The following is a 25058-nucleotide window of genomic DNA, read 5'->3' on the forward strand; positions in this document are numbered from 1 at the left end:
ACCTGGCCGGGGTGTTTGTCATTTCACTTCCACTTCGAATCGGGCCACAACCCGAGCCGGAATGGCTTGCAGATTCTGCTCCGATGGCCGGTAGCGCAGCTGCGCCAGCCCGGAGATGGCGATGAGATCCAGCACGCCGGGAGGCTGGGACTCCAGTACCTCTGGGCTGAACAGCGTGCCATTGGAGTCGATGAGGTAGCGAAGGGTCACATACCCCTTGACCGGCCTCTTCGCCGGCAGCCCCCCGACCGGGTTAAAACTGATGGCATCCCCCACCAGCACCCAGTATTCGGGCAGCGTTTCCCAGGTGACATCCACCGGAGGCTGATTCAGCTTGGCGGTGGGGCTGGCACAGCCCCCGAGCAGGGCCAGGGCGGCCCACAGCAACAACCCTTTCACACGCACTGACATTCCCTCTTCGTTGTATCGCTCGATTCCATGAGCGACGCGCCAGTGTCAGGCAAAGGGGCTCATCCGGGAAGCCCCCATCTGGCAGGCAAAAAAAAGCCAACTCCGGAGGGCTGGCCTTGTGATCTCTCACGGCTCAGGCGCGCTTGTCGCTTACCACCAGCCAGAGGGCATGAACCATGCCGGGCAGACCGCCCAGCAGGGTCAGCACTATGTTGATGAGGAAATGGAGGCTGAAGCCTACCTGGATAAAGGCGCAGACCGGGGGGAGAAAGATGGCCAGCAGGATCTTGAGCAGATTGTTCATCGGGATTCCTCGTGTAAACAGCGCTTGGGGTTGGCCTAACCATAAACACCCAAGGCCTCAACTGCAAACCAGACAGGGGATCCGCTCTCCTCCTTTCCGCCAGGCGTTGAGGTCGTGAACCATCTGATTGCTGCTGCCGCGCCAGAGCAGACCGGGATCCGCCAGGGCCTTCTCGAACCTGCCATCCACCAGCACGTCCAGCAAGGCCACCAGCTCCCGCTGGGCCGGGCTGAGATCGGCCAGCAGATAGCCGGTCCAGCACCAGATGTCCTTGCCGGGGCACTCGGCCCGCACCCGCTTCACCAGCGCCAGCACATGCGGCACGTTGGCGGGGTGGAGCGGATCACCGCCGGAGAGCGACAGTCCGCGCCGCTTGATGCGGCTGTCGTTGAGATCGTGAATGATGCGATCGCTCATCGCCTCATCGAACGGCTTGCCCCCATCGAGCCGCCAGGTGCTCTGGTTGTAGCAACCGGGGCACTGGTGCTCGCAACCCGACACGAACAAGGTGGCGCGGGTGCCGGGACCGTTGATCACATCGACCGGGTAGTACTGGTGGTAGTGCATTCGAATTCTCTGGGTTAACGGCCAACCCCCTCCCAACCTCCCCCTTCGAAAGGGGGAGGAGCTTCTTTGCGCCCCCTGCCAAGGGGAGGGCTGGGGTGGGGTCTGCTCGCTTACATATGCTTGACGCGGCGTTTGACCTCTTCCTGCTTGCCCGCGTTGAAGGGGCGCGCATCCGGGCTGCCGAGATAGCCGCACACCCGGCGGGTCACCGACACCTTGGCGGGGTCATGGTTGCCGCAGCGCGGGCAGGTGAAGCCCTTGGAGGTGCACTCGAACTCGCCGGTGAAGCCGCAGTCGTAGCACTCGTCGATGGGGGTGTTGGTGCCGTAGTAGGGCACCTTGTCATAGCTGTAGTCCCAGACGTTCTCCAACGCCTCCAGGTTGTGCTGGATGTTGGGGTACTCGCCGTAGCAGATGAAGCCGCCGCTGGCGATGGGCGGATAGGGCGCCTCGAAGTCCAGCTTGTCGTAGGGGTTCACCTGCTTCTCCACGTCCAGGTGGAAGCTGTTGGTGTAGTAGCCCTTGTCGGTCACCCCGGCCACCACGCCAAACTCCTTGGCGTCGATGCGGCAGAAACGGGTGCAGAGGTTCTCGCTCGGGGTGGAGTAGAGGCTGAAGCCGTAGCCGGTCTCCTCCTTCCACTCGTCGGTGGCCGCCTTGAGCCGCGCGATGATGGCGATGGCCTTCTGGCGCAGGGTCTCGCTGTCGAACAGGTGGACGTCTGTGCCATAGAGGGCGTTGATGGTCTCGTGTACCCCGATGTAACCCAGCGAAATGGAGGCGCGGCCATGTTTGAAGATCTCGCTGATGTTGTCATCGGCCTTGAGGCGCACCCCGCAGGCCCCCTCCATGTAGAGGATGGGGGCGACCCGGGCCTTGACCCCGTCCAGGCGCTTGATGCGGTACATGAGCGCTGTCTTGGCCACCCGCAGGGCGGCATCCAGTTTGTCCCAGAAATCCGCTTCATCGCGGGATTTCAGGGCAATGCGCGGCAGGTTGAGGCTCACGACCCCCAAGTTGTTGCGCCCTTCGTGGACCAGCTCGCCATTCTCTTCAAAGGCACCGAGGAAGGAGCGGCACCCCATGGGGGTCTTGAAGGAGCCTGTGACCTTGACCACCTGGTCGTGGTTGAGGATGTCCGGGTACATCCGCTTGGAGGCGCACTCCAGCGCCAGCTGCTTGATGTCGTAGTTGGGATCCCCCGGTTTGTGGTTCAGGCCATCCTTGATGGCGAACACCAGTTTCGGGAAGACGGCGGTCTTCCTGTTCTTGCCAAGGCCAGCGATGCGGTTGCCTAGGATGGCGCGCTGGATGAGGCGCGATTCCCAGCTATCCCCCAGGCCAAAGCCGAAGGTGACGAACGGCGTCTGACCGTTGGCGGTGTGCAGGGTATTGACCTCGTATTCGAGGGACTGGAAGGCGTCGTGGCACTCCTTCTCGGTGCGAGCCATGGCGTAGGCGTCCACATCCTGGATCCCCCACTCCTCGGCCACCTCCCGGTGCTTGTGCCAGCTGATGGTCACATAGGGTGCCAGCACCTCGTCGATGCGGTTGATGGTGGTGCCGCCATAGATATGGCTCGCCACCTGGGCGATGATCTGGGCGGTCACCGCGGTGGCGGTGCTGATGGATTTGGGAGTGTCTATCTCCGCATTGCCCATCTTGAAGCCGTGGGTCAGCATCCCCTGCAGATCGATCAGCATGCAGTTGAACATGGGGAAGAAGGGGGAGTAGTCGAGATCGTGGAAGTGCAGGTCGCCGCTCTCGTGGGCCTGCACCACGTCACGGGGCAGCATGTGACTGATGGCGTAATGCTTGGCGACGATGCCCGCCAGCAGGTCACGCTGGGTCGGGATCACCTTGGAGTCCTTGTTGGCGTTCTCGTTGAGCAGGGCCGCGTTGGTCTGCTCCACCAGGCCGCGGATCTCCTGGGCCAGGCGACCCCGGGCCTCGCGAGCCTGATCACGGTCGTGACGGTATTCGATGTAGGCACGGGCGATGGCCTTGTCGTCGGAGGCCATCAGGTGGTTCTCGACCCGGTTCTGGATCTCGTGGATGTCTACCTCCCCTCGCCCCTCCAGCTCCTGGCTGACAGCGGCGGCAATGCGCTCTGCCAGCGCCGGACTGGCCTGATTGACCGCTGCCGCCGCTCGGCTGACCGCATCGCGGATCAGTTGGCCATTGAATGGTGCACGACATCCATCGCGTTTGATCACTACCGGTTTCATCGATTTTCCCCGTATTGAAAGACCTGGTGGCCACCCTCGGCTCACCCTCGTTGAGTCCCCTTCTCCACGCCCGTCCCCGGCGCAAACAAGGTCAGCCAAGGCTTGAAACACCTGGGCTGACACTGAGAGGGCGACCACTTATGCACAGCTTTATGACACTATATATGGGTGTTTTTTTTATGCTTACCCCTATATGTGGGGTCTATTAGGCACCAAAGCGGTACCCTGTTTCTTGATCCAGAACAGGTTTTGGAAGGAGTGGGGCAGTTCACAGCCAGCGCCAAAAGAGGCTATCTCTGTGCATCCCAGACGGGGGGCGGGCTGGCGCCCGATGGCAGGCCGCAGGGGAGGATGGCACCATCTGACAACAATTGACCGAGGCAACCAGCAGCCGGAACGCACATAATGGGTGCAGTGTTCTGCCCATGGAAGATGAACGTGACCAAGGTGTTGCCCCTGTTGGCCCTTTTCCCGCTCCAGCTGCTGGCCGCCGAGATCCTGGTGATCAGCAGCTACCACCAGACCAATCTGTGGGATCAGAGCTACAGCGCCGGCCTGCAGCAATACCTCAAGGGGGAGCACCACATCAGCCACCTCTATCTGGATACCAAGCGTCAACCCCATCAGGATCCAGAGCGGCTCGTCAGCCAGGGAATGGCGGCCTATCAGGCGCGCAAGCCGGCGCTGGTAGTGCTCGGCGATGACAACGCCATCAACGCCCTCACCCGTCCCATCGCCGCCCTGGGCACCCCTGTGGTGTTTCTCGGCATGAACGAGAACCCGCGCCCCAAGGGGCTGGTCGGCCACCCCCTGATAACCGGCGTGCTGGAGCGCCCCCTGCTCAAGCGCAACATCAGCGAGATGAGCCAGCTGATGGGCGGCATCAGCAAGGCGCTGGTGCTGTTTGACGAGAGCGAGGTGTCGCACACCGCCGTCGAGGACGAGTTCAAGGCCCGCAGCGAGCTGCGGGTCGGCCAGACCCGGGTGAGCAGCCGGCAATTCACCGACTACCGGCGCTGGCAGGAGGCGGTGCTCACCAGCCAGCAGAACGGCTATCAGGCTCTCTTCCTCGGCCTCTATCACACCCTCATCGACGAGCAGGGCAGGCATGTGGACGAGCAGCAGGTGCTGGCGTGGACCAGCTCCCACAGCCCGGTGCCACTGTTCTGCTTCTGGGCCTTTGCAGTGGGCAGGGGAGCCGCCATCGGCGGTCTGGTGCTCGACGGCCACAGCCAGGGAGAGAGAGCCGCCGAACTGGCCAATGCCATCCTCTCGGGCACGGCGCCCGGCGCCCTCTCCCCCCGCGCCGCATCCCGCGGGGAATATCTGTTCAGCAAGAGCGAACTGGCACGCTGGCACCTGACGGCTCCCGATGCCTGGCAGGACAAGGTGAGCTACGTCGAGTGAGCCCACCAACGACAAACCCGGCCAGTGGGCCGGGTTTGTCTGCTCAAACGTGCATTCTCAGGGCTGAATGGCCGCCTGCAACTCGGCCTCGGTCCAGATGGTGATCCCCAGCTCCTGGGCCTTGGCGAGCTTGGAGCCTGCCGCCTCCCCCGCCACCAGCACGTCGGTCTTGGCCGACACCGAGCCCGCCACCTTGGCCCCCAGGGCCTGCAGCGCCGCTTTGGCGTCGTTGCGGGACAAAGCGGTGAGGGTACCAGTCAGCACGAAGGTCTTGCCGGCAAAAGGTTGATCGCTTGCCTCCTTCTTCTCGATGGCCGGCCAGTGGATCCCGGCGGCCAACAGGGCGTCGAGCACCTCGATGTTGTGGGGCTGGCGCAGGAAGTAGTAGACGTGCTTGGCCACTATGTCTCCCACGTCGGCCACTTCCAGCAACTGCTCTACCGAGGCGGCGCGCAGGGCATCCAGGGTAAGGAAGTGGTTGGCGAGGTTCAAGGCGGTCGCCTCCCCTACTTCGCGGATCCCCAGGGCAAACAGGAAGCGGGGCAGCGTGGTGCTGCGGGCGGCATCGATGGCCGCCACCAGATTGAGGGCCGATTTTTGCCCCATCCGCTCGAGACCGGCCAGCTGGATGGCATTGAGGCTGAACAGGTCCGCCGGGGTCTTCACCAGCCCCTTGTCCACCAGCTGCTCCACTATCTTGTCGCCAAGGCCATCCACATCCATGGCGCGACGCGCCGCGAAGTGCTTGATGGCGGCCGCCCGCTGGGCCTCGCAGAAGAGACCGCCGGAACAGCGGGCCACGGCCTCCCCTTCCAGCCGCTCCACCGCCGAGCCGCACACCGGGCACTCGGTCGGGAAGAGGATCGCGCGGGCATCCGCCGGGCGCTGCGCCTCCACCACAGCCACGACCTGGGGGATCACGTCCCCGGCACGGCGCACGATCACGGTGTCGCCGATCATGACGCCAAGGCGCGCGATCTCGTCCGCATTGTGCAAAGTGGCGTTGGAAACGGTGACGCCGCCGACAAACACCGGCTTGAGCTTGGCCACCGGGGTGATGGCACCGGTGCGGCCCACCTGGAACTCAACATTCTCCAGCAGGGTCATCTCCTCTTCTGCCGGGAACTTGTGGGCGGTGGCCCAGCGCGGCGCGCGGGCCACGAAACCGAGCTCCTGTTGCAGTGCTATGTCGTCCACCTTGTAGACCACGCCGTCGATCTCGTAGGGGAGCTCGCTACGGCGCGCCAGAATGTCGTCGTGAAACGCCTGGCAGCCGGCGGCACCCTCTTTGAGCTTCACTTCCGGGCTGAGCGGCAGACCCCAGGCCTTGAGCTGATTGAGGCGAGCGAAGTGGGAGTTCCCCAGCTCGTCGCCACCGACTCCCACGCCGTAGGAATAGAAGCTGAGGGGGCGGCTGGCGGTGATGCGTGAATCGAGCTGGCGCAGGCTGCCGGCAGCGGCGTTGCGCGGGTTGACGAACACCTTCTCCCCCGCCGCCAGCGCATAGCGGTTCATCGCCTCGAACCCCGCCTTGGGCATGAAGACCTCCCCACGCACCTCCAGCCGCGCCGGCCACCCCTGGCCGCGCAGGGTCAGGGGAATGGCCTTGATGGTGCGCACGTTCTCGGTGATCTCCTCCCCTGTGGTGCCGTCCCCGCGAGTGGCGGCCTGTACCAGCTGGCCATCCACGTAGAGCAGGCTCACCGCCAGACCGTCGAGCTTGGGTTCGCAACAGAAGGTAAAAGTCACCTCCCGCTTGAGGCGATCACTCATGCGTTGCTCGAACGCCTGCAACTCCTCGCTGCTGAAGACGTTGTCCAGACTCAGCATGGGGATCTCGTGGCGTACCTGCTTGAAGGCGGTCAGCGGCTGGCCTCCCACCCGCACGCTCGGCGAGGCCGGGGTTTTCAGCTCGGGATGCTCGGCCTCCAGCGCAATCAGCTCGCGCATCAGGCGATCGTATTCGGCGTCCGGCACCGTGGGGTTGTCCAGCACATAGTACTGATGGCCGTACTCGGTCAGCAGCTCACACAGTTGACGGTGGCGGGAGAGGATATCGCTCATGAAAAAGTCTCGAAGTGTGATGGAACATTCAGTCTGGGGCAGAAACAAAAATGCGGCACCGGGGTACCGCACTTTTCATTGTTCAAGCCCCATGGCGCATCAGTCGCGGCTGGCCTCGTAGGCCGCCAGCTCGTGACGGTAGCGGGCGATGTCGTCGTCGCTGAGGGGACTGCGCGAGGCGTCGGTCAGCATGGCATCGAGATCGCTCGCCAGCTGATCCGCGGCCTGCAACATGTGCTCGAAGGCGAAGGCGGCATTGCTGCGAAGGGGCAGTTGCATGAAGAGGGACACACCCGGGGTGCTGAACTGCTCCATGCGATAGGGGTTGAAGGTACCCGGCTTGACCATGTTGATCATGGAGAAGAGCACCTCCCCTTTGCCGCCCAGATCTTCGTGACGGTGGAATATGTCCATCTCGCCAAACTTGAAGCCCAGCGCCAGCAGGGAAGAGAGCAGGGTCGCCCCTTGCAGATCGTGGCCGGGACGGGCCATCAGGTTGATGACATAGACATCCTGCCAGATCTTCTCGACCGGGGCCGGAGCGGGTTCTGGCTCGGCTGTGTGAACCGGCTCTTCATAGGCTGGCTCGTCATCGTAAGCGGGCTCTTCATAAGCCGGCTGGGCGTAGCGGGGAGCCTGCTGGGCAACCGGTGCCGGCTCGCGTGCACCGAAGGTCGGCGCCTGGGCATAGGCCGGCTCCACCAGCGGCTCTTCGTCCAGCGGCTGCATCATGGGCTCGCGCTGCGGACGGGAACGGTGTACCGGGGTACGGCGGATCACCTGTGCAGGTTTGCGCACCGGCGCGGCAGGGGCCTCTTCAACAGGGGCGGCAACCGGCTCGTCATAGTCCTCTTCTTCCTCATACACAGGTTGAGGGGGGACAGGGCGAGCGGCAGGCTTGCGCACCACGGGAGGCGGCAGATCGGCGTCGTCATCTTCATCATCGAAGGCGGGAACGGGGGCGACACGGCGGGGTTCGGGCTGACGGGCCTCGTCGCTGCGCAGTTTGGGCTCGGCACGACGGCCACCGCTCACCACACGCACCTGACCGATGCCATCGCTGTCGAAGGCGTCGTTGTCACGCTCACGGGACTTGGACTCCATCCGACCCAGAGGTTTCTCCTTGATCGGTGCCTGACGATTCTTTCTGTTGCTCCACAACCCGTGAATGAGCAATGCCGCGATGGCAATACCGCCCAGGGCAACCAAGATGTAACGCAATTCCTGCATTAGCTGCTTCTCTTTCTAGTTTTGCTCAGCCAAAGCGACGGCTTCACCGATATCGACCGACACTATGCGCGAAACCCCGGGCTCTTGCATCGTGACGCCAACCAGCTGCTCGGCCATCTCCATGGAGACCTTATTATGACTGATGTAAACGAACTGTACTGTGCTCGACATCTCTTTGACAAGAGAACAGAAGCGACCGACGTTCACTTCATCGAGCGGTGCATCCACCTCATCCAGCAGACAAAATGGTGCTGGATTGAGTCTGAAGATGGCAAAAACCAGCGCAAGGGCGGTTAGCGCCTTCTCCCCCCCGGAAAGCAGGGCAATGGTAGCATTCTTCTTGCCCGGAGGTCTTGCCATGATGCTCACTCCGGCCTCCAAAAGATCATCCGAGGTCAGCTCAAGCCAGGCACTGCCCCCCCCGAACACTTTTGGGAACAGGGATTTTAAATCTTCATTGACCTTATCGAAAGTGTCGCGGAAGCGTATTTGTGTTTCTTTATCAATTCTTTTAATGGCTTGGCTCAAGGTGTCGAGGGCCTGCTCCAGATCCTGGCACTGATTTTCCAGGTAGCTTGAACGGGTTTTCGCCTCCTCATACTCCTCCAGTGCCGCCAGGTTGATGGCGCCAAGCGCCTCCACCTGCGCCTCCAGCGTCTGGATCTCCTGGCGCAGCTTGCCGCGATCAGCGGCAATCAGCACCGCCTGATCGAGGTCCACCAGGCGAACGCCCAGCTCTTCGAACTGCTCGTGCAGTCCCTGCCTGCGCGTCAGGTTGCGCTCGCGCTCGAGCCGCAGGGTCGCCAGCTTCTCCTGAATTTTCACCAGTTGCTTGTGATCGGCGCTTCTGGCCTGCTCCAGCTCGGTCAGCTGACGATCCAGCTCTGCGAGCCGCTGGTGACAGGCCAGTTGCTGCGCCTCAAGATTACGCTGTTCGACCAGCAGGGGCGACAGATCCTGACTCGGAGCGGCCCCTGGCTCCTTGAGTTCCGCCAGCTCCAGGCCGAGACGGGCCAGCTCCTGCTCACGCAGCGTGATGAGCTGGCGCAGGTTCTGCTGCTCCAGTTGCAACCGCTGGCAGGCCGCCTGCTGCTGCTCCCGGCGAAGGCGCGCCTCTTCCAGCGCCCGTTCCGCCCCGCTCACCTGCTCCTGGGCGAGTAGCTGCGCCTCGGCGAGTACCTCCCCCTGCTCCTGCAGCTCGCCAAGGGCCGCTTCATCCTGCTCAAGCCGCTCCCCGGCCGACGCCAGCCGCTGCGCCTCCTCAGCCTGCTCCTTATCGAGCCGGGCCAGCTCTTCCCCCAGCTGGCCCAGGCGCTGCAAGCGCTCCTGGCGCTGCCCCTCGCGCAGACTCCAGGCTTCGCGCAGTTGCTGCCACTGCTGCTCCTGCTCGCGCAGGGTGCGCTGAGCCAGCTCATGCGCTCCATGCTGCTGGGCCCGCGCTGCATCGGCGGCGACAAGCTGCTCGTCGAGTCTGTGCAGCGCCTCCCGGCCCGCGGCCAGCTCGGTGTGCAGCCGCTCACGCTCACCGAGCAGCGCCAGGGTACCGAGGGCCATGCCCTCCCCCAGATCCGCCCAGTTGGGGCCGAACCAGTCACCGGCGGGAGTGAGCAGCGACTCACCGGCAGAGAGGCTGTGCAGGCGGGACAGCGCCTCCTCCCTGCTCTCTGCCAGCCAGATGGCGTTGAGGAAAGCCGGAATGTGCTCGCCCCCCAGTTGCGCCGCCAGGGTATCGGCCCTGGCTGGCTGGGCCGGGCCAATCCAGAGTCCGGGTTGCGCCAGGTTGCACTCGTCCGCCGGGATTGCGGTGAGCCAGCGGCCGAGCACCTTGTCCAGCCCCCGGGCCCACTCGGGGGGCACCTGCAACCGATCCGCCAGGGTCGCGCCCGCCATCTGCTCCCCCAGGATCTGATCCAGGGTGGCGAGGCGCGCCTCCAGCTCGCGCAGCAGGCCCTGCTGGCGACCCTGCTCTGCCTTGAGTGCTTCATGGCGCGACACACCGGCCTGCCACGCCACATCGGCTTCCTCATGGCGGGCGCGGGAGAGCGAGAGTTCCGCCGCCAGGGCATCGAGGGCCGGTTGCAGGTTCTCCCCCTCCCCGCCAAGGGGCCCGGCCTGTTCGTCTTCCAGTTTGAGGCGGGCAAGCCGGGTCTTGGCCTGCAGCTCCTGCAGGCCGTTCACCTCGGCGCGGGTCTGGTTGAGCCGCCCCTGCAACTGGCCCAGCTGCTGCTGCCACTGCTGCTGACGCTGGCGCGCCTGCTCGAGCCGATCGCCCGCAGCCGCACGCACGCTCTGCTGGTCGGTAAGCAACTGCTCACACTGCTCGAGGCGCGCCGACGAGACCTCCCCCTGCAACGTGCTGTCGCCCAGTTGCTCCAGCTGGCCGGCCAGCTGGGCCTTGAGGCCGTCGATACGCTCGCCGAGGGCCTGCCGCCTCGCCTGCCAGTCGCGGCCCAGCTCGCTCTGGTGCAGTTGCTGCTGCTCGAGGCGGGCGATGGCTTGCCCGCCGAGGAAAATCTGCTGCTGGCGGCTCGCCTGCTCGGCCTGCGCCTCCTGGCGGGCCACCGACAGAATGACGTGACGCCCCTCGTCGGCGGTGCGCTTGGCATCGAGGGCCGCCAGCGCCTGCTCGGTCTGGGCCAGTTCGGTCTTGGCTTCGCCAAGACGTGTCTCCAGCGCCCACAGTTCCGAGCCGATCAGCTCCGCACGAGCGGCACGTGATCGACTCTTGAGCTGCTTATAGCGCTCGGCGGTCTCGGCCTGGGCCTTGAGATGCTCGAGGCGTGAGCCCAGTTCGCCGCGGATATCGCCAAGGCGCTCCAGGTTCTCCTGGGTATGGCGGATACGCTGCTCGGTCTCCCGGCGCCGCTCCTTGTAGCGGGAGACCCCGGCGGCCTCTTCCATGAACAGCTTGAGATCGGCGGGGCGGGACTCCACCAGCCGGCTGACGGTGCCCTGTTCGATGATGGCGTAACTGCGGGGCCCAAGGCCGGTGCCGAGGAAGAGGTCGGTCACATCCTTGCGGCGGCACTTCTGGCCGTTGATCTGGTAGTGGTTGGAGCCGTCGCGTAGCACTTCGCGGCGCACCGAGATCTCGGTAAAGCGGCCGAACTCGCCGGGTACCCGGTTGTGGGGATTGTCGAACACCAGCTCCACCGAGGCGCGGCCATGGGCGCTGCGGTTGATGGAGCCGTTGAAGATGACGTCGGTCATGTTCTCGCCGCGCAGATGGCGGGCGGAGCTCTCCCCCAGCACCCAGCGCACGGCGTCAATGACGTTGGATTTGCCGCAGCCGTTGGGGCCCACCACGGCGGTCATGTCGGCGTTGAGTTCGATGCGGGTCGGCTCGACAAACGACTTGAAACCGGCGAGTTTGATCAATTTCAGACGCATGGCGGCCTATGTGGGTAACGAAATAAAGAGGAGGCGGGCAGGCGACTTTACCAAATCAAAGGCTTGTTTGTAATATGCTGGCACTTTCCCCATTCACTGATGGAGCTCACATGAGCCAATCACCCCACATGGTCAAAGATTCGGTCAGCGGTGCAGACTACTTCCTGCGCGGCTTCTCACTCATCCGCCAGCCCGGCATCCGCACCTTCGTGCTGATCCCCCTGCTGGTCAACTTCGTGCTCTTTGCCGGTGCCTTCTACGCCCTGTTGCTACAACTGGACGGCCTGTTCGCCTGGCTGCACCAGCAGATCCCGAGCTGGCTCTCCTGGCTTGATTACCTGCTCTGGCCCATCGCCCTCATCACCATACTGGTGGTCTTCTCCTTCATCTTCAGCTCGGTGGCCAACTGGATAGCCGCCCCTTTCAACGGCCTGCTGGCAGAGAAGGTGGAACAGATCCTCACCGGTGAAGCCATGAATGACACCGGCATGCTGGATGTGGTGAAAGATGTGCCCCGTACCTTCGGCCGCGAATGGATCAAGCTGAAATACTATCTGCCCAAGGCCATCGGCTGCCTGATCCTCTTCCTGATCCCGGTAGTGGGCCAGACCCTGGCCCCCGTGCTCTGGTTCCTGCTCAGCGCCTGGATGATGGCGATCCAGTATGTCGATTATCCGTTCGACAACCACAAGATCGGCTTCATCACCATGCGCGACGCCCTCAAGCAGCGTCGTGGAAAGTGCCTGAGCTTCGGCGCCTTGGTGACCCTCTTCTCCGCCATCCCGGTGGTGAATCTCTTCGTGATGCCGGTGGCCATCTGTGGCGCCACCGCCATGTGGGTAGACCAATACCGCAGCGAGCAACTTGGACGCTGAACCGCGTCATCATGATCAAAAGAGGGGGCGAAAGCCCCCTTTTCATTACTTAATCTAATGCATAACCAAGATAGCTTGTCGCCCCAGCGCAGGGTTGTTAGGATGCGGGCCTTTCTCGCACCCTGGGATATCTCATGTTACATGCACTCTTCTTGCTCGGCCTGGTGGCCGAAGGGATGACTGGCGCGCTGGCAGCGGGTCGGCGACGGATGGATCTGTTTGGCGTCGTGATCATCGCCTCGGCGACGGCCATCGGTGGCGGTACCATTCGGGATGTACTGCTGGGCCACTATCCCCTGCTCTGGGTCGAGCACCCCGAATACGTGCTGCTGGTGGCGGGCGCCGCCATGGCCGGGGTCATCTCGGCCCCGCTGATGCGCTACCTTGGCAAGCTGTTCCTGGCGCTCGATGCCCTGGGGCTCGTGGTCTTCTCCATCTTCGGGGCTGCCCGGGCGCTCGAGATGGGCCACGGGGCCGGCATCGCCTGCAGCATGGCCGTGGTGACCGGCGTGTTCGGGGGGGTACTGCGGGACTTGCTGTGTCAGCGCATCCCGCTGGTGTTCAAGCGCGAGCTCTATGCCGCCGTCTCGCTGATCACCGCCGCGCTCTACTGCTTTGCGCTGCACCATGGGCTGCCCAACGACTGGGCCGCTTTCGGTGCCATCGGCATCGGCTTCGTGCTGCGGCTCCTGGCGGTACGCTTCAAGTGGGGACTGCCCACCTTCAACTATCAGTACGCCACCCATTGATCGCGCCAGTTCCTGGCCATATTGCACGGATAACGAGCAACAAAAAAGCGCCATACGGCGCTTTTTTGTTGGGCATCGGCAAGAGAGGAAAGGGTCAGTTGATCCCTTCCGAGCTGAAGAAGGTCGCCTTGTCGGCGATGAAACGCACCTTGATATTCTTGCCTTCCCCTCCCCAGACACAGCTCGTGGTGCCGAGAGCATCGTCGCAACGCTCGGCCTTGCCGAGGATGGCACTCGCTTCGGCATAGCTCATCCCGACCTTCAGCTTGTCGTAGCTCTCGCGGTTGAGCTTGCCGCAACCAGTCAACAACAGGGCGATGAGCCCCCCGATCACAATCTGCTTCATCTTTCTCTCCTCTGGCTGGAGTCCAGAGCCTAGCAGCTTGGTCCCCCTCAATGCCAGCGGCAAAAAGACACAATCGGCACTCAAACTTTGAGGAAATCCCGACTCACCAGCTGCGAACGGGGCCTGTATCCAGGTGCACGAAGTTGTCGGAAGGGTAATAACCCACACCGCCCACCTTGAGGTTCAGGGCGGCCTTGCGCAGGTGTGCCAGCTGCACGCCGGGGATGCGCACGTCAACCGCCTGCCCCAGGGTGTGGTAGCTGTGCTTGGCGACGCCGCGACTCTTGCGCCGCTTCTGCTGATTGGTGGCCGGGGAGCGATAACCCGAGATGAGCTGGATTTCGCCGTGGCGCCCCAGCTTGTGTTGCAGCAGAAAGAGCTGATCGAACAGCTTTCTGTCGATGTTGAACACTTCGTTGCGACGGTAGTCACGGAAAATATGGTTGAGCTCCGCCAGCCCGTCGCTCAGATAGTGGCCATCTTCCCAATAACTGGCGCGTACCCGCTCGCCAGTATTGAGGTTGAAGAAACTCAGTTCCCGTCCCGAAGTGCTGCGGCTCGCCAGCGCAGGGAACGACAGCAGGCTGGCCCCCATCAGGCAACCCGCCCCCAGCAGCAGACGGCGTCGGCTTATCTCTTGTCCCAGCATCCGTTGTCCGTCCATCTCATGGTGAAGTCACACAGGTGAATGAATTTGATACAAGGGCCGAAACTACCTGCCAGAAAAAGCGCTGTCAAACCCCATTCACCCATGAAAAAGCCCGGCACGGGCCGAGCTTTTCACTCTGTGGCGAGGATCACAGCAAGCGGCTTTGATAGCTGACTCTGTCGAATCCGTAGATATCGTTGCGCAGTTGCTGACGTCCCTCTTCATCAATCCAGCTGCTCCAGTAGACGGTAAACACCGGGATAGGGTTGCTCAGGGGCAGCCACTTGGTCTGGGTCTCTTTCAGGATGCTGGCCACCTTGTCCGGCTGATAGCGGGAGTCCGCCAGCAGCAGCTCTGCCAGATCGTCGGCGTGTTCCACCCGGATGCAACCCGAGCTGAAGGCACGGGCCCCCTGCTCGAACAGCGCCTTGCGCGGGGTGGAGTGGAGATAGATGGCATCGTTGTTGGGCAGATAGAACTTGTAGCGACCCAGGGCATTGTGATCCCCCGGCTTTTGCCGCAACCGGTAAGGGAAACCGGAGGCCAGCGCATGGTGCCAGCCATCTTCGCTGAACTGCACCGGATTGCCCTCGCCGTCGATCACCTCGAACTGTTCGCGATCCAGGTAGGCAGGATCGCGCCCGAGCTTGGGCAGAATGTCCTTGCTCAGGATGGAGCGCGGCACGTGCCAGGCCGGGTTCAGCACGATGGAGCGGATCTCGCTGGCGAGGATGGGGGTGGCCCGCTGCTCCTTGCCGACGATGACCCGACTGGTGAAGACCTCGCTGCCAGACTCCACCACGCTCAGGCGGTAGTCCGGAATGTTGACCAGCACATAGCGACCGGCAAGGTGATCCACCAGATCACGGCGCCACAGGTTGCGTACCAGCAGGCTGGCGCGCACCTCGGGGCCGGTATTGAGCCAGCTGCGGGTCTGACGGCCGATGATGCCGTCGGCGGTCAGGCCGTGGCGGCGCTGGAACTGCTTGATGGCCTGTTCGGTCTCAGGATCGTAGAGGCTGTCCTGGTGAGTCGGGGCACTGTCCCCCAGTTCGTTCAGGATGGAGCGGATCTGGCCGAGCTCGGTCGAGCTCTCCCCGGCCCGCAGGGTCGGCATGGAGAGAGTGGGCCAGTGCTTGGCCATGGGCATGGCCAGCAGCTTGCGCACTTCTTCGCGCACGGCGTCGTATTCCGCCACCTGTGGCCTGAGTTGCCTGACCTGCTCCAGCAGATTGTCTCCCTGGGGAGCGTGGGCCAGGGGGCGGTTCAGATCCAGCTTGAGGGTCTGCATCTGTTCGCGCGCGACCAGATCCATCCCTCGCCAGGCCTGCTGGAACCGGGCCAGCTTGCCAAAGGCCTCATCATAGAGGGCACCGCGCCGATCCGCCGGGGTCTTTTGCAACTGCTGCCAGAGGCGGTAGAAATCCGGATGCAGCTGGGCCAGCACCGCTTCCTGCAACTGCTGTTCAAGCTCATGACGAGCCTGCTCGGCCACCTCGTTCTGATACCAGTCATGCTGAATGCTGGGACTGGCCACTACCGCCTGTTCCGTGCTGGCATGAACCATACTGGCCGGCCAGCAGCCCAGCCAGATGAGATTCGCCAATGCCAACCAATACTTCTTACCCATGCTTCTTACCACGCTTGCCTCAAATCGGTTCATTTCGGCCTGTCAGGCGCGACGGTCAGGTCCCCATGATGCGTGAATGCTGGCGACTTTGCTAGCGGACGGAGGTGTAACGACGCCAGATGAGTTCCTGCTCCCCGCTGTCACCGACGGCCACTATCGCCTCGTTGAACCGCTCCACGAATTCCCCGGACAGGGTCTTCTTGCTCAACATGAAAAAGGTGGGCGTCTCATGGATCGCCATGGTGTGGGGGACGACCGCATCCGACAGCCCCTCTCTTTTCAGACCCCAGGGCGTGGCCAGACTATCCCCGAGAAAACCGTCTATCCGCCCAAGCAGCAGCTTGCGATAGTTTTGCACATCGTTGACCTCGCTCACCTGGTTGCGGTATCGCTGCAGAACCTTGGTGATTTCCGGGCCGTAATAGTAGTCCCTGGTCACACCGAGGCGATGCCCGTGGGCCAGCCAGCTCGCCAGATCCGACTCCTCACCGGTACCGGATTTGCGTACCCAGAGCGATGTCCGGCCCGGGTTGTAGGGGATGGAGAACCAGGCATAACGCGCCCTGTCATCGGCAAAATACGCCTCCATCACGATGTCCAGCCGACCCCGCTCAAGATCGTGCAACCCCCGCTTCCAGGGACGCTCCACATAGACCAAATGACAACCCAGCCGATTCGACACGGCATTGAGGTAGTCGACCGCAAATCCACGCAGTTCCCGACGTGCTCCCTCTTGCTGGTAATAGTGGTATGGGGGCCAGTCATCGAAACCGACGCGAAGGGGGGAGGAGCAGAACGATTGCGCCCACAACGGTTGGAGGGGCAGACAGCAGAGCACACACAGAGAGAAGAGTCTCATGGGTCATCCTTGACGACGGGACAGGCCATCTTAATTCTGCCCGGGTGAAATGGCGACAGATCCTGCCACAAAAAAGCACAATATCAGCCGTTTGCCTGATGCGCCCCAGGTGGCGGCAGACAGGTTGGCGCCGAAAAAGCCACAATCAAGAAGAGGAAGCAAACGACCCCAAAGCCCCTTGGTAAGCAGGGTGATTGAGGGTTAATATGTGAGCAAATATATTTTTGTGATCCACTATGCTTTTTTTGCAATTGGATTAGCATATGCGCGAAATCTGCCTATCAATCTGTCGGGCGTCGAGTGAGTAATATGACCTACAAAAAGTTCGGTTTTCTGGCTGCCATCCTGGCACTGAGCGGTTTCTACCTTTATACCCTCTATCTGGCCGCTCACCCCAACGTGAGCCTGGCTTACAAGCTCTATTACCTGGAAGGCAAGACCCGTTTCTGGGAGCACAACTCCAGCATGACCTACCAGCCCGGCAACGAACTCAACCTGACCAAGCCGAGCCGCTTCCTCTCAAGCGAAGGCTGGGCCAAGAAGCCCAGCGAGCAAGGCACCGAGCTGAGCGGTCAGGGCGGTCTCTATTTCGTGCTGCCCAAGCAGCAGGCCCAGCCGGAGCAGCTCACCATCCAGGCCAGGATCAACAGCCCTCAGGCTGGCGCCCTGCTCAAGGTGGCGCTGGGTCATGATTTCACCACCACGGTCAAGCTGGCCAAGGCGGGCATCAACGAGATCCGCCTCAGCCTGCCGGGCGACTCCCTGACCGCCGATCCCAAGCGTCCCAACTTCCTGGCGCTCTCCGCCCCGACACCGCTCAACGTCCAGTCCGTGCGACTGACCGTGGCTCAGTGAAGCGGAATGCCCCAAGTATCTGTTCCGTAAAATAATTCTTTCAATAAGGAAGTTCCCATGTCCCGTGCCGATTTTCGACTCTCTCTGGTCGTTCCCGTTTACAACGAGGAAGAGAGCATAGACGCCTTCATCAGCGCGATAGATACCGAACTGGCCCCGCTCAAAGACCAGCTTGAAATCGTGTTCGTCAACGATGGCAGCCGTGACCGCACCCGTGAGGTGGTCGAGCAGGCCATCGCCCGGGATCCCCGTGTGACCCTGGTCAACCTGGCCCGCAACTTCGGCAAGGAAGCGGCCATGACCGCCGGCCTGCACCAGGCCAAGGGCGACGCCATCGTCCCCATGGACGTGGACCTGCAGGATCCCCCCTCTCTCATTCTGGAGTTCGTCAAGCTGTGGCAGACCGGCGACTATGACACCGTCTACGGCATCCGGGTGGATCGCAGCGCCGACACCCCGATGAAACGCCTCACCGCCGGTGGCTTCTACCGCTTCTTCAACGCCCTCTCCACCAGCACCAAGCTGCCGGAGAACGCCGGTGACTTCCGCCTCATCGATCGCAAGGTGGTCGAGGCCATCAAGCAGTTGCCGGAGCGCAACCGCTTCATGAAGGGGCTGTTCGCCTGGGCCGGTTTTCGCGCCGTCGGCGTTCCCTACGAGCGCCCGGCCCGCCATGCCGGCGAAACCAAGTTCAACTACTGGAAGCTGTGGAACTTCGCCCTTGACGGCCTGATGAGCTTCTCCAGCTGGCCGCTGCGGGTGTGGAGCTACATCGGGGTCGGTGTCTCCTTCATCGCCTTCCTCTATATCCTCAAGATCATCACCCAGGTGCTCTTCTTCGGCATCGACGTGCCCGGTTACGCCTCCCTGATGTCGGTCATGCTGTTCCTCGGCGGCATCCAGCTGCTGTCGCTGGGCATCATCGGCGAGTACATCGGCCGCATGTTCGTCGAGGTGAAACAGCGCCCCGTCTACCTCATCGAAGGGGTCTACGGCCAGTACGCCAAGCAGGATGAAGAGCAGAAGCAGGAAGTGCCCACCACCAGCAAGAAGGGCGCTGGCAAGAAGGCCGCCGCGAAAGCCGCTGATGATCAGCAGGAGCAGGCGTCTCAATGATCTCCCGCGAGGAATTCTGGCGGCTGGTTCGCTTCGGTTTTGTCGGCGGGGGGGCCACCCTCGTCGATCTGGGTACCTCCATCGCCCTGTTTCATACCTGGCCGGCCATCTCCGAGCACCTGGTCACGACCTTGGCCTTTGCCGTGGCGTTCTGGTTCTCGTTCTTCGGCCATCGCTACATCACCTTTCAGAAACAAGGTGCCGCCAGCAAGTTCCTGCTGGTTGCCCTCTTCTCTCTGGCGGTGCGTAACCTCATCCTGAGCGGTTTGCTGTTTGCCGGTCTCTCCGGCCTGTTGCCGGTGGTGATCGCCACCCTGACCGTCACCGTGCTCACCTACGTTCTCTCCCGTATCTGGGTTTTTGCCTGATGAATGATATGACCAATACCGCCCCGTCAACCGGGGCTGCACTCCCCTATCGCCCGTCACTGCGCATCAGCGGCCGCGACTGGCTGATGATTGTCGCCGCCTTTGTGCTGAGCCGGGTGGCGCTCTATGGCATGGGCTATTTCGGCGTCCAGCTCTATGGCGCCACCGACATCGGGCCGCTGCAGGCCTACTGCCAGTTCGACTGCGTCTGGTTCCAGCGCATCATCGAGAATGGTTACGACCTCTATCCACGCTGGTTGAGCAAGGGCAATGCGGCGAACTGGGCCTTCATGCCCCTCTATCCCATGCTGGCCGGCGGTCTCTCCAGCCTGTTTGACATGGAGAGCCTCATCGGCCTGATGCTGGTGGCCAACATCGCCTTCTTCATCAGCTTGCCCCTGATGCTGCTGGTGCTGCGCCAGCTCAAGCTGGGGGACGACACCGCCCGCTTCGGGGTCTGGCTGCTGGCCTTCTCCCCCTTCTCCGCCTATTTCGTCTCCGGCTATACCGAGCCCATGTTCATGGCCTTGATGCTGGGAATGTTCCTGTTCGCCTACCGCGAACAGTGGCTCATGGTCGCCTTCCTCGGCATCTTCATCTCCGCCACCCGCAACCTGGGGGTGATGATGGTGTTCCCGGTGCTGATCCTGGCCCTGCAAGCCTACGGCTGGCGCGAGTTCTTCCGCTTCACCGAGCGGGCCTTCAAGGTGGTGTTCACCCTCTGGCTCATTCCCCTCGGCCTCTTCTCCTACATGGTCTATCTCTATCACCTCACCGGGGATGCCCTGGCCTTCAAGCACATCCAGGTGGCCTGGGGCCGCTATATGGACAGCCCCCTGGACTGGTGGCTGAGCGGCTTCGAGCTGGGGGGGCGCAAGGCCTATCTCTCCATCATGGTGATCTTCGGCTGGTGTCTGAATGGCTACCTGTTCAGCCAGAAACGCTGGGCCGAAGCGACCCTGATGTTCATCTGCTGCACCATCCCCCTGATGACCGGGCTCAACGCCATGCCCCGCTACATGTTCGGCCTCTATCCGACCCTGCTGGCCATCGTGCTGCTGGCCCATCGCTGGCCTGCCATCCGCCCCGCGGTGCTCTGCATCAGCGGCATGGTTGCCTCCTTCATCGCGGTGGCCTTCGTCAACTTCAAGTTCTTCACCGTGTGACGCCACCCCGAATGCCTACAAGCCGGTCAACTGACCGGCTTTTTTCATGGCCGCGACACCCGGTTCACACTTTTCCATTCTTGAAAACGTAACCATTTGAACTGACGTCACAAATCGGTATTTTACCGGTCCAAGCCTGCCCCAGCGCACCCTAGAATGAGTGCCTCAACGGACCCTGCTCCTCACACTCTGCTCAAGGAATGGCTTATGCGTCTCTCTTCGCGCCCCGCTCTTCGCCCATCACCCCTGTGGCTGGCCGTGCTCGCCACACCGCTGTTCATCAGTCAGGCGATGGCCGCCCCCGAGGTCTATCTCCATGTGGATGGCAAACCGGTGGCCGAGGCGCTGACGCTGGACAAGGGCACCGTCACTCTGACCCACAGACTGGACAAGGGGAGCCACCAGATCCGCATCAGCGATGCGGGCAACAGCTGCGGCACCAGCTTCGGGCCAACCGAGGCCAAGCCCCTTCCCTTCGGCACCGCCCAGCCCATGGACAAGTGCAGCAAGGGGACAGACTTCAATCTGAGGGTGATGCTGGCGGGGGACTACGAGTTCACCTTCAACCCCGATACCCCCAGCCTCAAGGTGTTGCGGGCAACCAAAAAGAGCGAGTTCAAACGCCAGCCCCCGGAAGAGCCCTGCATCAGCTGGGATGGCGGCCCGGTCACGACATCACTCAAGGGCGTCTGGCCCGACGGCACCCGGTTGCGGGATGCCTACTCGGGACAGGAAGACGTGGTCAAGGGCGGCAAGATCACCCTGACACCGAGCAAGGAGAGCGGCGGCCTGCTGCTGCTCGAGCCGGTCAAGGCCGCCAAGCCTGCTCCCTTCAGCTGGGATCAGGCGAGCGTCTATTTTCTGCTGACCGACCGCTTCCACAACGGCGATCCTGCCAATGATCACAGCTTCGGTCGTCAGAAGGATGGTCAGGACGAAGTGGCCACCTGGCATGGCGGTGACTTCAAGGGGCTGACCGAGAAGCTCGACTACATCAAGCAACTCGGCATCAACGCCATCTGGATCACCCCCATGGTGGAACAGGTCCACGGCTTCATCGGCGGTGGCGAACAGGGGAACTTCCCCTTCTACGCCTACCACGGCTACTGGGCGCTCGACTTCACCAAAATCGACCCCAACTACGGCGACGAAGAGAGCCTGAAAACCCTGGTGGACGAGGCCCACAAGCGCGGCATGCGGATCATCCTCGACGTGGTGATGAACCACGCAGGCTACGCCACCCTCGCCGACTTGCAGGATCTGGGGCTCACCGATCTCACCCAGAACACCGGCAAGCTGCCGAGTCGCTGGAACGAATGGCGCCCGAGCGGCGGCCTCAACTGGCATGGCTACAACCAGTTCATCGACTACCAGTCATCCCACTGGGACAAGTGGTGGGGCCCTGACTGGGTGCGCGCAGGCCTGCCCGGCTACCCGCAACCCGGCACCGACGACGTCACCGGCTCGGTGGCGGGACTGCCGGACTTCCTGACCGAATCCACCAGATCGGTGGGGCTGCCACCGCTGCTCGCTGCCAAAAAAGACACCAGGGCCAAGGCCCTGCCCAACGCCACCGTGACCGATTACCTCATTGCCTGGCACACCGACTGGGTGCGCCGCTTCGGCATCGACGGCTTCCGTGCCGACACCGTCAAGCACCTGGAGCCCGCGGTCTGGGCCAGGCTCAAGCAGGCGGGCACCGACGCGCTCAAGGAGTGGAAGGCCGCCAACCCGGGCAAGGCCCTCGATGACCTTCCCTTCTACATGGTGGGCGAGGTGTGGGATCACGGGGTCGCCAAGGACTTCTGGTACCAGCACGGCTTCGATTCCCTGATCAACTTCGACTACCAGCGTGAATTCGCCCTGCCCCAGGCCCAGTGCATGGCGGGGGCAGAGCCCACCTATGCGAGCTACGCCAGCCGCATCAACCAGGATCCCGAGTTCAACGTGCTGAGCTACATCAGCTCCCACGACACCAAGCTCTTCTTCGGCGACTATCAGGACGTGGCGCTGCAACGGCGGGTGGCCAACAGCTTCATGCTGCTGCCGGGGGGCATCCAGATCTACTATGGCGACGAGTCCGGCCGGGGACTGGCCAAGGATGGCGGCGTGTTCGATCAGAGCGTGCGCTCGGACATGAACTGGCAGGAGCTGGCGAGTGGCGAGAAGGCGGAGCTGGTCAAGCACTGGCAACGGCTCGGCCAGTTCCGTGCCGCCCACCCTGCCATCGCGGCGGGCAGCCACAAGAAGATTTCCGATGTCCCCTATGGCTTCGTGCGGGAGAAAGGAGAAGACAAAGTGGTCGTGGTCTTCGCGGGTCGGCAGAAATAGCGACCTGGCCTGAATAAAAAGGGGAGCCGATGGCTCCCCTTTTTTGTCTTGCCGACGCCCACATCAATCAGACTGGCGGGCCGCCTTTGGCCACTGCAACCTCGCCCTGAGCAGGGTTTCCTGCCACAGGGGCCAGGCCAGCAAGGCCTGCTGATAGGCGCCAGCCTGACCGGGCAGCGAAATGCCATAGCTTGCCAGTCGATAGGCCATCACCGCATAGAAGGCATCCAGAATGCTCGCCTCGTCGAAATAGAAGGGCCCCCGCGCCTGGGACCAGAGAGTCTGCAACCGGGCCAGCTCGTCGATGACCTCCACCGGCGGTTCACTCTGGGTGGGCGCCCCCAGGAAGAAGGGCAGCAGGGTGCGGATCTGACGAAAACCGGCGTGCAGCTCGGCGCACAGGCTGCGGGCCAGGGCCCGTTCGGCCTTGTCCACCGGATAAAGGTGGCGCTCCGGGCAACACTCGTGGAGATATTCGGCGATGGCCAGAGAGTCGTGAATACGCAGCTCACCGTCGTCGAGCCAGGGCACCAGGCCGGCGGGGGCCGTGCGCTTGAGCCGTTGCAGTTCCTTGGCATCTTCCAGTTCGAAGACCTGCTCCTGCCACTTGAGCCCGCTCATGGCCAGCACCAGCGCCGTTCTCATTGCCCAGGTGGAGCCCGTGCCCACCGTCAAAACCAGGGATCCCATCGATTGCCTCCTGCATGGGTTGTTTACTGGCCATCCCGCCGGCCCCGTGGCACGACATCCGATGACCACCTCACATTTGCGTACTGGCGGGTTTGACCCACTTGGGTAGCAGTGCTAGTTTGATTTTTCAAAACAATCGGTTAGCAACAATGTGAGCTATGGACAGCCAATTTACCATCGTCATCGCAGATGACCACCCCCTGTTTCGGGGCGCCCTCTATCAAGCGGTGCACATGGCCATCGACGACGCCAGATTGCTGGAGGCTGACTCCATCGACAGCCTGAGCCACCTGCTCGATGAACATCCCGACGTCGACCTGCTGCTGCTGGATCTCAAGATGCCGGGGGCCAACGGCTTCGAGGGGCTGGCCTATCTGCGCGGACATCACCCGGATCTCCCCATCGTCGTGGTCTCGGCCTCCGAGGATCCCGCCATCATCCAGCAGGTGCTGCGCCTGGGCGCGCTCGGCTTCATTCCCAAGTCCGTCCCCATGAAAGAGCTGGTCAGCGCCCTCAATACGGTGATCGGGGGGGACAACTGGGTGCCGGAAGGCATCTCCCTCCATCCCGAGCCCAGCGAAGGGCCCGATTTCGCCACCAAACTGGCCAGCCTCACCCCCCAGCAATACAAGGTGCTCATCATGTTGCGGGATGGCAGCCTCAACAAACAGATCGCCTGGGAGCTCAACGTCTCCGAGGCGACCATCAAGGCCCATATCACCGCGATTTTCCGCAAACTCGGGGTCAAGAACCGCACCCAGGCGGTCATCGCCCTCCAGCAGATGGATATCAAGGACAGTTGAGCCCCTTGCCATCATCAGAGCCCATATCACTCCGCCTTCCGCAAACTTGGGGTCAAAAACCCCACCCAGGCGGTCATCGCCCTCCAGCAGATGGATATCAAGGACAGTTGTGCCCCTTGCCACCATCAGAGCCCATATCACTCCGCCTTCCGCAAACTCGGGGTCAAGCACCGCACCCAGGCAGTCATCGCCCTGCAGCAAATGGGCATCAAGGACGACTGAGCTCGTCCCCGGCTGGCTTGTATCGAGCCAGCGCCCCCTCCAACAGACTCTCTGGCCCCCCGCGGCAGCCGGAAACGGCCTCCCTGCACCATTTGCGGCTCGACAATTAGCACGGTCGTACTTTATGCTGCCAGCCCAGAGAGAGGAGAGCCGGATGAGCAAGGGACGTCTGACCCGCGACACCATTTTGCAGACTGCATTCGAGCAGGCGAGCCAGCAGGGGCTGGAGAGCCTCACCATAGGCTCCCTCGCAACGGCCTGCGAGATGTCAAAAAGCGGTCTGTTCGCCCACTTCCAGTCCCGTGACAACCTGCAGATCGCCGTACTCACCCATTCCGCCGAGGTATTTCGGGAGCGGGTGATCCAGCCGGTGCGCCAACAGGGACACGCCACCCAGCAGGAGAAACTGCTCGCCCTGTTGCAGGCCTGGCTGGCCTGGAACCAGAGTTTTGCCGGCCGCTGCATGTTCCTCGATGCCTGGACCTCCGCCCAGGAGGGTGAGGTCCAGCAGGCGGCACGCGAGCTGGTCCGTTTCTGGCTCGACTACCTGGCACGCCAGGTAGTGCAGGGGCAGGCCAGAGGGGAGTGGCGCAGCGATCTCGATCCCTGGCGCGCCGTCTATCGCCTCTATGGCCTCTATCTCGGGGATCAGGTGTTCCATGCCCTGGGGCTCAGCGAGGATCCGGCCCGCCACTTCTGGCCCGAGGTGGAACAATTGCTGGCCAGCTGGCGCTGACCCGACGGGCTCTTCTTTTTAAAAAGCCGCAAAAAAGCACGACCGTTCGCACACAAAAGACA

Annotated in this window: 23 protein-coding genes and 1 pseudogene; 12 read left to right on the forward strand and 12 right to left on the reverse strand. The window is 62.6% G+C overall.

All coding sequences use genetic code 11. The features are described 5' to 3' along the window. Positions 1-18: 18 nt before the first annotated feature. The 4 genes from J9889_RS17890 to nrdD form a co-directional block, all read right to left on the reverse strand. On the reverse strand, positions 19-411 hold the full coding sequence (locus tag J9889_RS17890) for an energy transducer TonB (protein WP_143237898.1): 393 nt from the start codon (positions 409-411) through the stop codon (positions 19-21). Between the two features lie 133 nt (positions 412-544). Next, entirely contained in the window at positions 545-715 is a 171-nt protein-coding gene (locus J9889_RS17895; RefSeq protein ID WP_010673454.1) for a YqaE/Pmp3 family membrane protein, read from the reverse strand. A 57-nt stretch (positions 716-772) separates the two neighbouring features. After that, positions 773-1282 (reverse strand): anaerobic ribonucleoside-triphosphate reductase-activating protein, encoded by a 510-nt coding sequence (gene nrdG / locus J9889_RS17900; RefSeq protein ID WP_010673453.1) that lies wholly within the window; start codon positions 1280-1282, stop codon positions 773-775. A gap of 110 nt (positions 1283-1392) precedes the next feature. Continuing rightward, entirely contained in the window at positions 1393-3510 is a 2118-nt protein-coding gene (gene nrdD, locus J9889_RS17905) for an anaerobic ribonucleoside-triphosphate reductase (protein WP_104454566.1), read from the reverse strand. Between the two features lie 432 nt (positions 3511-3942). On the opposite strand from nrdD, the gene J9889_RS17910 reads away from it, so the two are divergent. Beyond that, positions 3943-4917, forward strand: a complete 975-nt coding sequence (locus J9889_RS17910; RefSeq protein ID WP_210557587.1) for a hypothetical protein — start codon at positions 3943-3945, stop codon at positions 4915-4917. Between the two features lie 57 nt (positions 4918-4974). On the opposite strand, the gene ligA is transcribed toward J9889_RS17910, so the two are convergent. From ligA to J9889_RS17925, 3 genes are all read right to left on the reverse strand, one after another. After that, positions 4975-6981 (reverse strand): NAD-dependent DNA ligase LigA, encoded by a 2007-nt coding sequence (gene ligA / locus J9889_RS17915; protein ID WP_201890161.1) that lies wholly within the window; start codon positions 6979-6981, stop codon positions 4975-4977. A gap of 99 nt (positions 6982-7080) precedes the next feature. Next, positions 7081-8211 carry a cell division protein ZipA gene (zipA, locus tag J9889_RS17920; RefSeq protein ID WP_210557565.1) on the reverse strand — a complete coding sequence of 377 codons (1131 nt, stop codon included), beginning with the start codon at positions 8209-8211 and terminating at the stop codon, positions 7081-7083. Positions 8212-8226: 15 nt separating this feature from the next. Next, on the reverse strand, positions 8227-11601 hold the full coding sequence (locus J9889_RS17925) for an AAA family ATPase (protein ID WP_210557567.1): 3375 nt from the start codon (positions 11599-11601) through the stop codon (positions 8227-8229). A gap of 110 nt (positions 11602-11711) precedes the next feature. Between J9889_RS17925 and cysZ the strand changes: the two genes are divergently transcribed. Together cysZ and J9889_RS17935 are read left to right on the forward strand one after the other, a co-directional pair. Continuing rightward, the gene (cysZ, locus tag J9889_RS17930) at positions 11712-12476 is read left to right on the forward strand and encodes a sulfate transporter CysZ (protein ID WP_041214705.1); all 765 of its coding nucleotides are present in this window, start codon (positions 11712-11714) and stop codon (positions 12474-12476) included. 134 nt (positions 12477-12610) lie between these two features. Beyond that, the gene (locus J9889_RS17935; protein WP_210557569.1) at positions 12611-13225 is read left to right on the forward strand and encodes a trimeric intracellular cation channel family protein; all 615 of its coding nucleotides are present in this window, start codon (positions 12611-12613) and stop codon (positions 13223-13225) included. A gap of 94 nt (positions 13226-13319) precedes the next feature. On the opposite strand, the gene J9889_RS17940 is transcribed toward J9889_RS17935, so the two are convergent. From J9889_RS17940 to J9889_RS17955, 4 genes are all read right to left on the reverse strand, one after another. Then, entirely contained in the window at positions 13320-13571 is a 252-nt protein-coding gene (locus tag J9889_RS17940) for a hypothetical protein (protein ID WP_010673445.1), read from the reverse strand. A 103-nt stretch (positions 13572-13674) separates the two neighbouring features. After that, positions 13675-14220, reverse strand: a complete 546-nt coding sequence (locus J9889_RS17945; RefSeq protein WP_210557571.1) for a YcbK family protein — start codon at positions 14218-14220, stop codon at positions 13675-13677. Positions 14221-14368: 148 nt separating this feature from the next. Beyond that, positions 14369-15850 carry a L,D-transpeptidase family protein gene (locus tag J9889_RS17950; protein WP_045523555.1) on the reverse strand — a complete coding sequence of 494 codons (1482 nt, stop codon included), beginning with the start codon at positions 15848-15850 and terminating at the stop codon, positions 14369-14371. Between the two features lie 91 nt (positions 15851-15941). Further along, positions 15942-16709, reverse strand: coding sequence for a transporter substrate-binding domain-containing protein (locus J9889_RS17955; protein WP_210557573.1), 768 nt, complete (start codon positions 16707-16709; stop codon positions 15942-15944). A 309-nt stretch (positions 16710-17018) separates the two neighbouring features. On the opposite strand from J9889_RS17955, the gene J9889_RS17960 reads away from it, so the two are divergent. The 5 genes from J9889_RS17960 to J9889_RS17980 all read left to right on the forward strand — a co-directional run bounded on the left by J9889_RS17960 (position 17019) and on the right by J9889_RS17980 (position 22545). Continuing rightward, entirely contained in the window at positions 17019-17564 is a 546-nt protein-coding gene (locus J9889_RS17960) for a hypothetical protein (protein ID WP_010673441.1), read from the forward strand. A gap of 57 nt (positions 17565-17621) precedes the next feature. Then, positions 17622-18680, forward strand: coding sequence for a glycosyltransferase family 2 protein (locus tag J9889_RS17965; RefSeq protein WP_041214702.1), 1059 nt, complete (start codon positions 17622-17624; stop codon positions 18678-18680). Next, a complete protein-coding gene (locus J9889_RS17970) occupies positions 18677-19048 on the forward strand; it encodes a GtrA family protein (RefSeq protein WP_010673439.1) in 372 nt (123 codons plus the stop codon). The genes J9889_RS17965 and J9889_RS17970 overlap by 4 nt, the downstream gene beginning before the upstream one ends. Next, positions 19048-20214, forward strand: a complete 1167-nt coding sequence (locus J9889_RS17975; RefSeq protein WP_029313951.1) for a membrane protein — start codon at positions 19048-19050, stop codon at positions 20212-20214. The genes J9889_RS17970 and J9889_RS17975 overlap by 1 nt, the downstream gene beginning before the upstream one ends. 207 nt (positions 20215-20421) lie before the next feature. Then, entirely contained in the window at positions 20422-22545 is a 2124-nt protein-coding gene (locus tag J9889_RS17980) for an alpha-amylase (protein ID WP_201890156.1), read from the forward strand. 63 nt (positions 22546-22608) lie between these two features. Here J9889_RS17980 and J9889_RS17985 read toward each other — a convergent pair whose 3' ends face one another. After that, a complete protein-coding gene (locus J9889_RS17985; RefSeq protein WP_210557575.1) occupies positions 22609-23235 on the reverse strand; it encodes a glutathione S-transferase in 627 nt (208 codons plus the stop codon). A 158-nt stretch (positions 23236-23393) separates the two neighbouring features. On the opposite strand from J9889_RS17985, the gene J9889_RS17990 reads away from it, so the two are divergent. From J9889_RS17990 to J9889_RS18005, 4 genes and pseudogenes are all read left to right on the forward strand, one after another. Next, a complete protein-coding gene (locus J9889_RS17990; RefSeq protein ID WP_010673435.1) occupies positions 23394-24038 on the forward strand; it encodes a response regulator transcription factor in 645 nt (214 codons plus the stop codon). 30 nt (positions 24039-24068) lie between these two features. Beyond that, positions 24069-24146: pseudogene (locus tag J9889_RS24735) on the forward strand (DNA-binding response regulator); the annotation flags it as partial. Then, complete coding sequence (locus tag J9889_RS24570) at positions 24129-24260, forward strand: hypothetical protein (protein ID WP_282597960.1); 132 nt, start codon at positions 24129-24131, stop codon at positions 24258-24260. The pseudogene J9889_RS24735 and the gene J9889_RS24570, both read left to right, overlap by 18 nt. 154 nt (positions 24261-24414) lie before the next feature. Next, on the forward strand, positions 24415-24996 hold the full coding sequence (locus J9889_RS18005) for a TetR/AcrR family transcriptional regulator (protein WP_042864251.1): 582 nt from the start codon (positions 24415-24417) through the stop codon (positions 24994-24996). Positions 24997-25058 lie beyond the last annotated feature (62 nt).

This window comes from Aeromonas sp. PrichA-15, assembly GCF_017939245.1.
In the GTDB taxonomy this organism is placed as follows: Bacteria; Pseudomonadota; Gammaproteobacteria; order Enterobacterales; family Aeromonadaceae; genus Aeromonas; species Aeromonas caviae.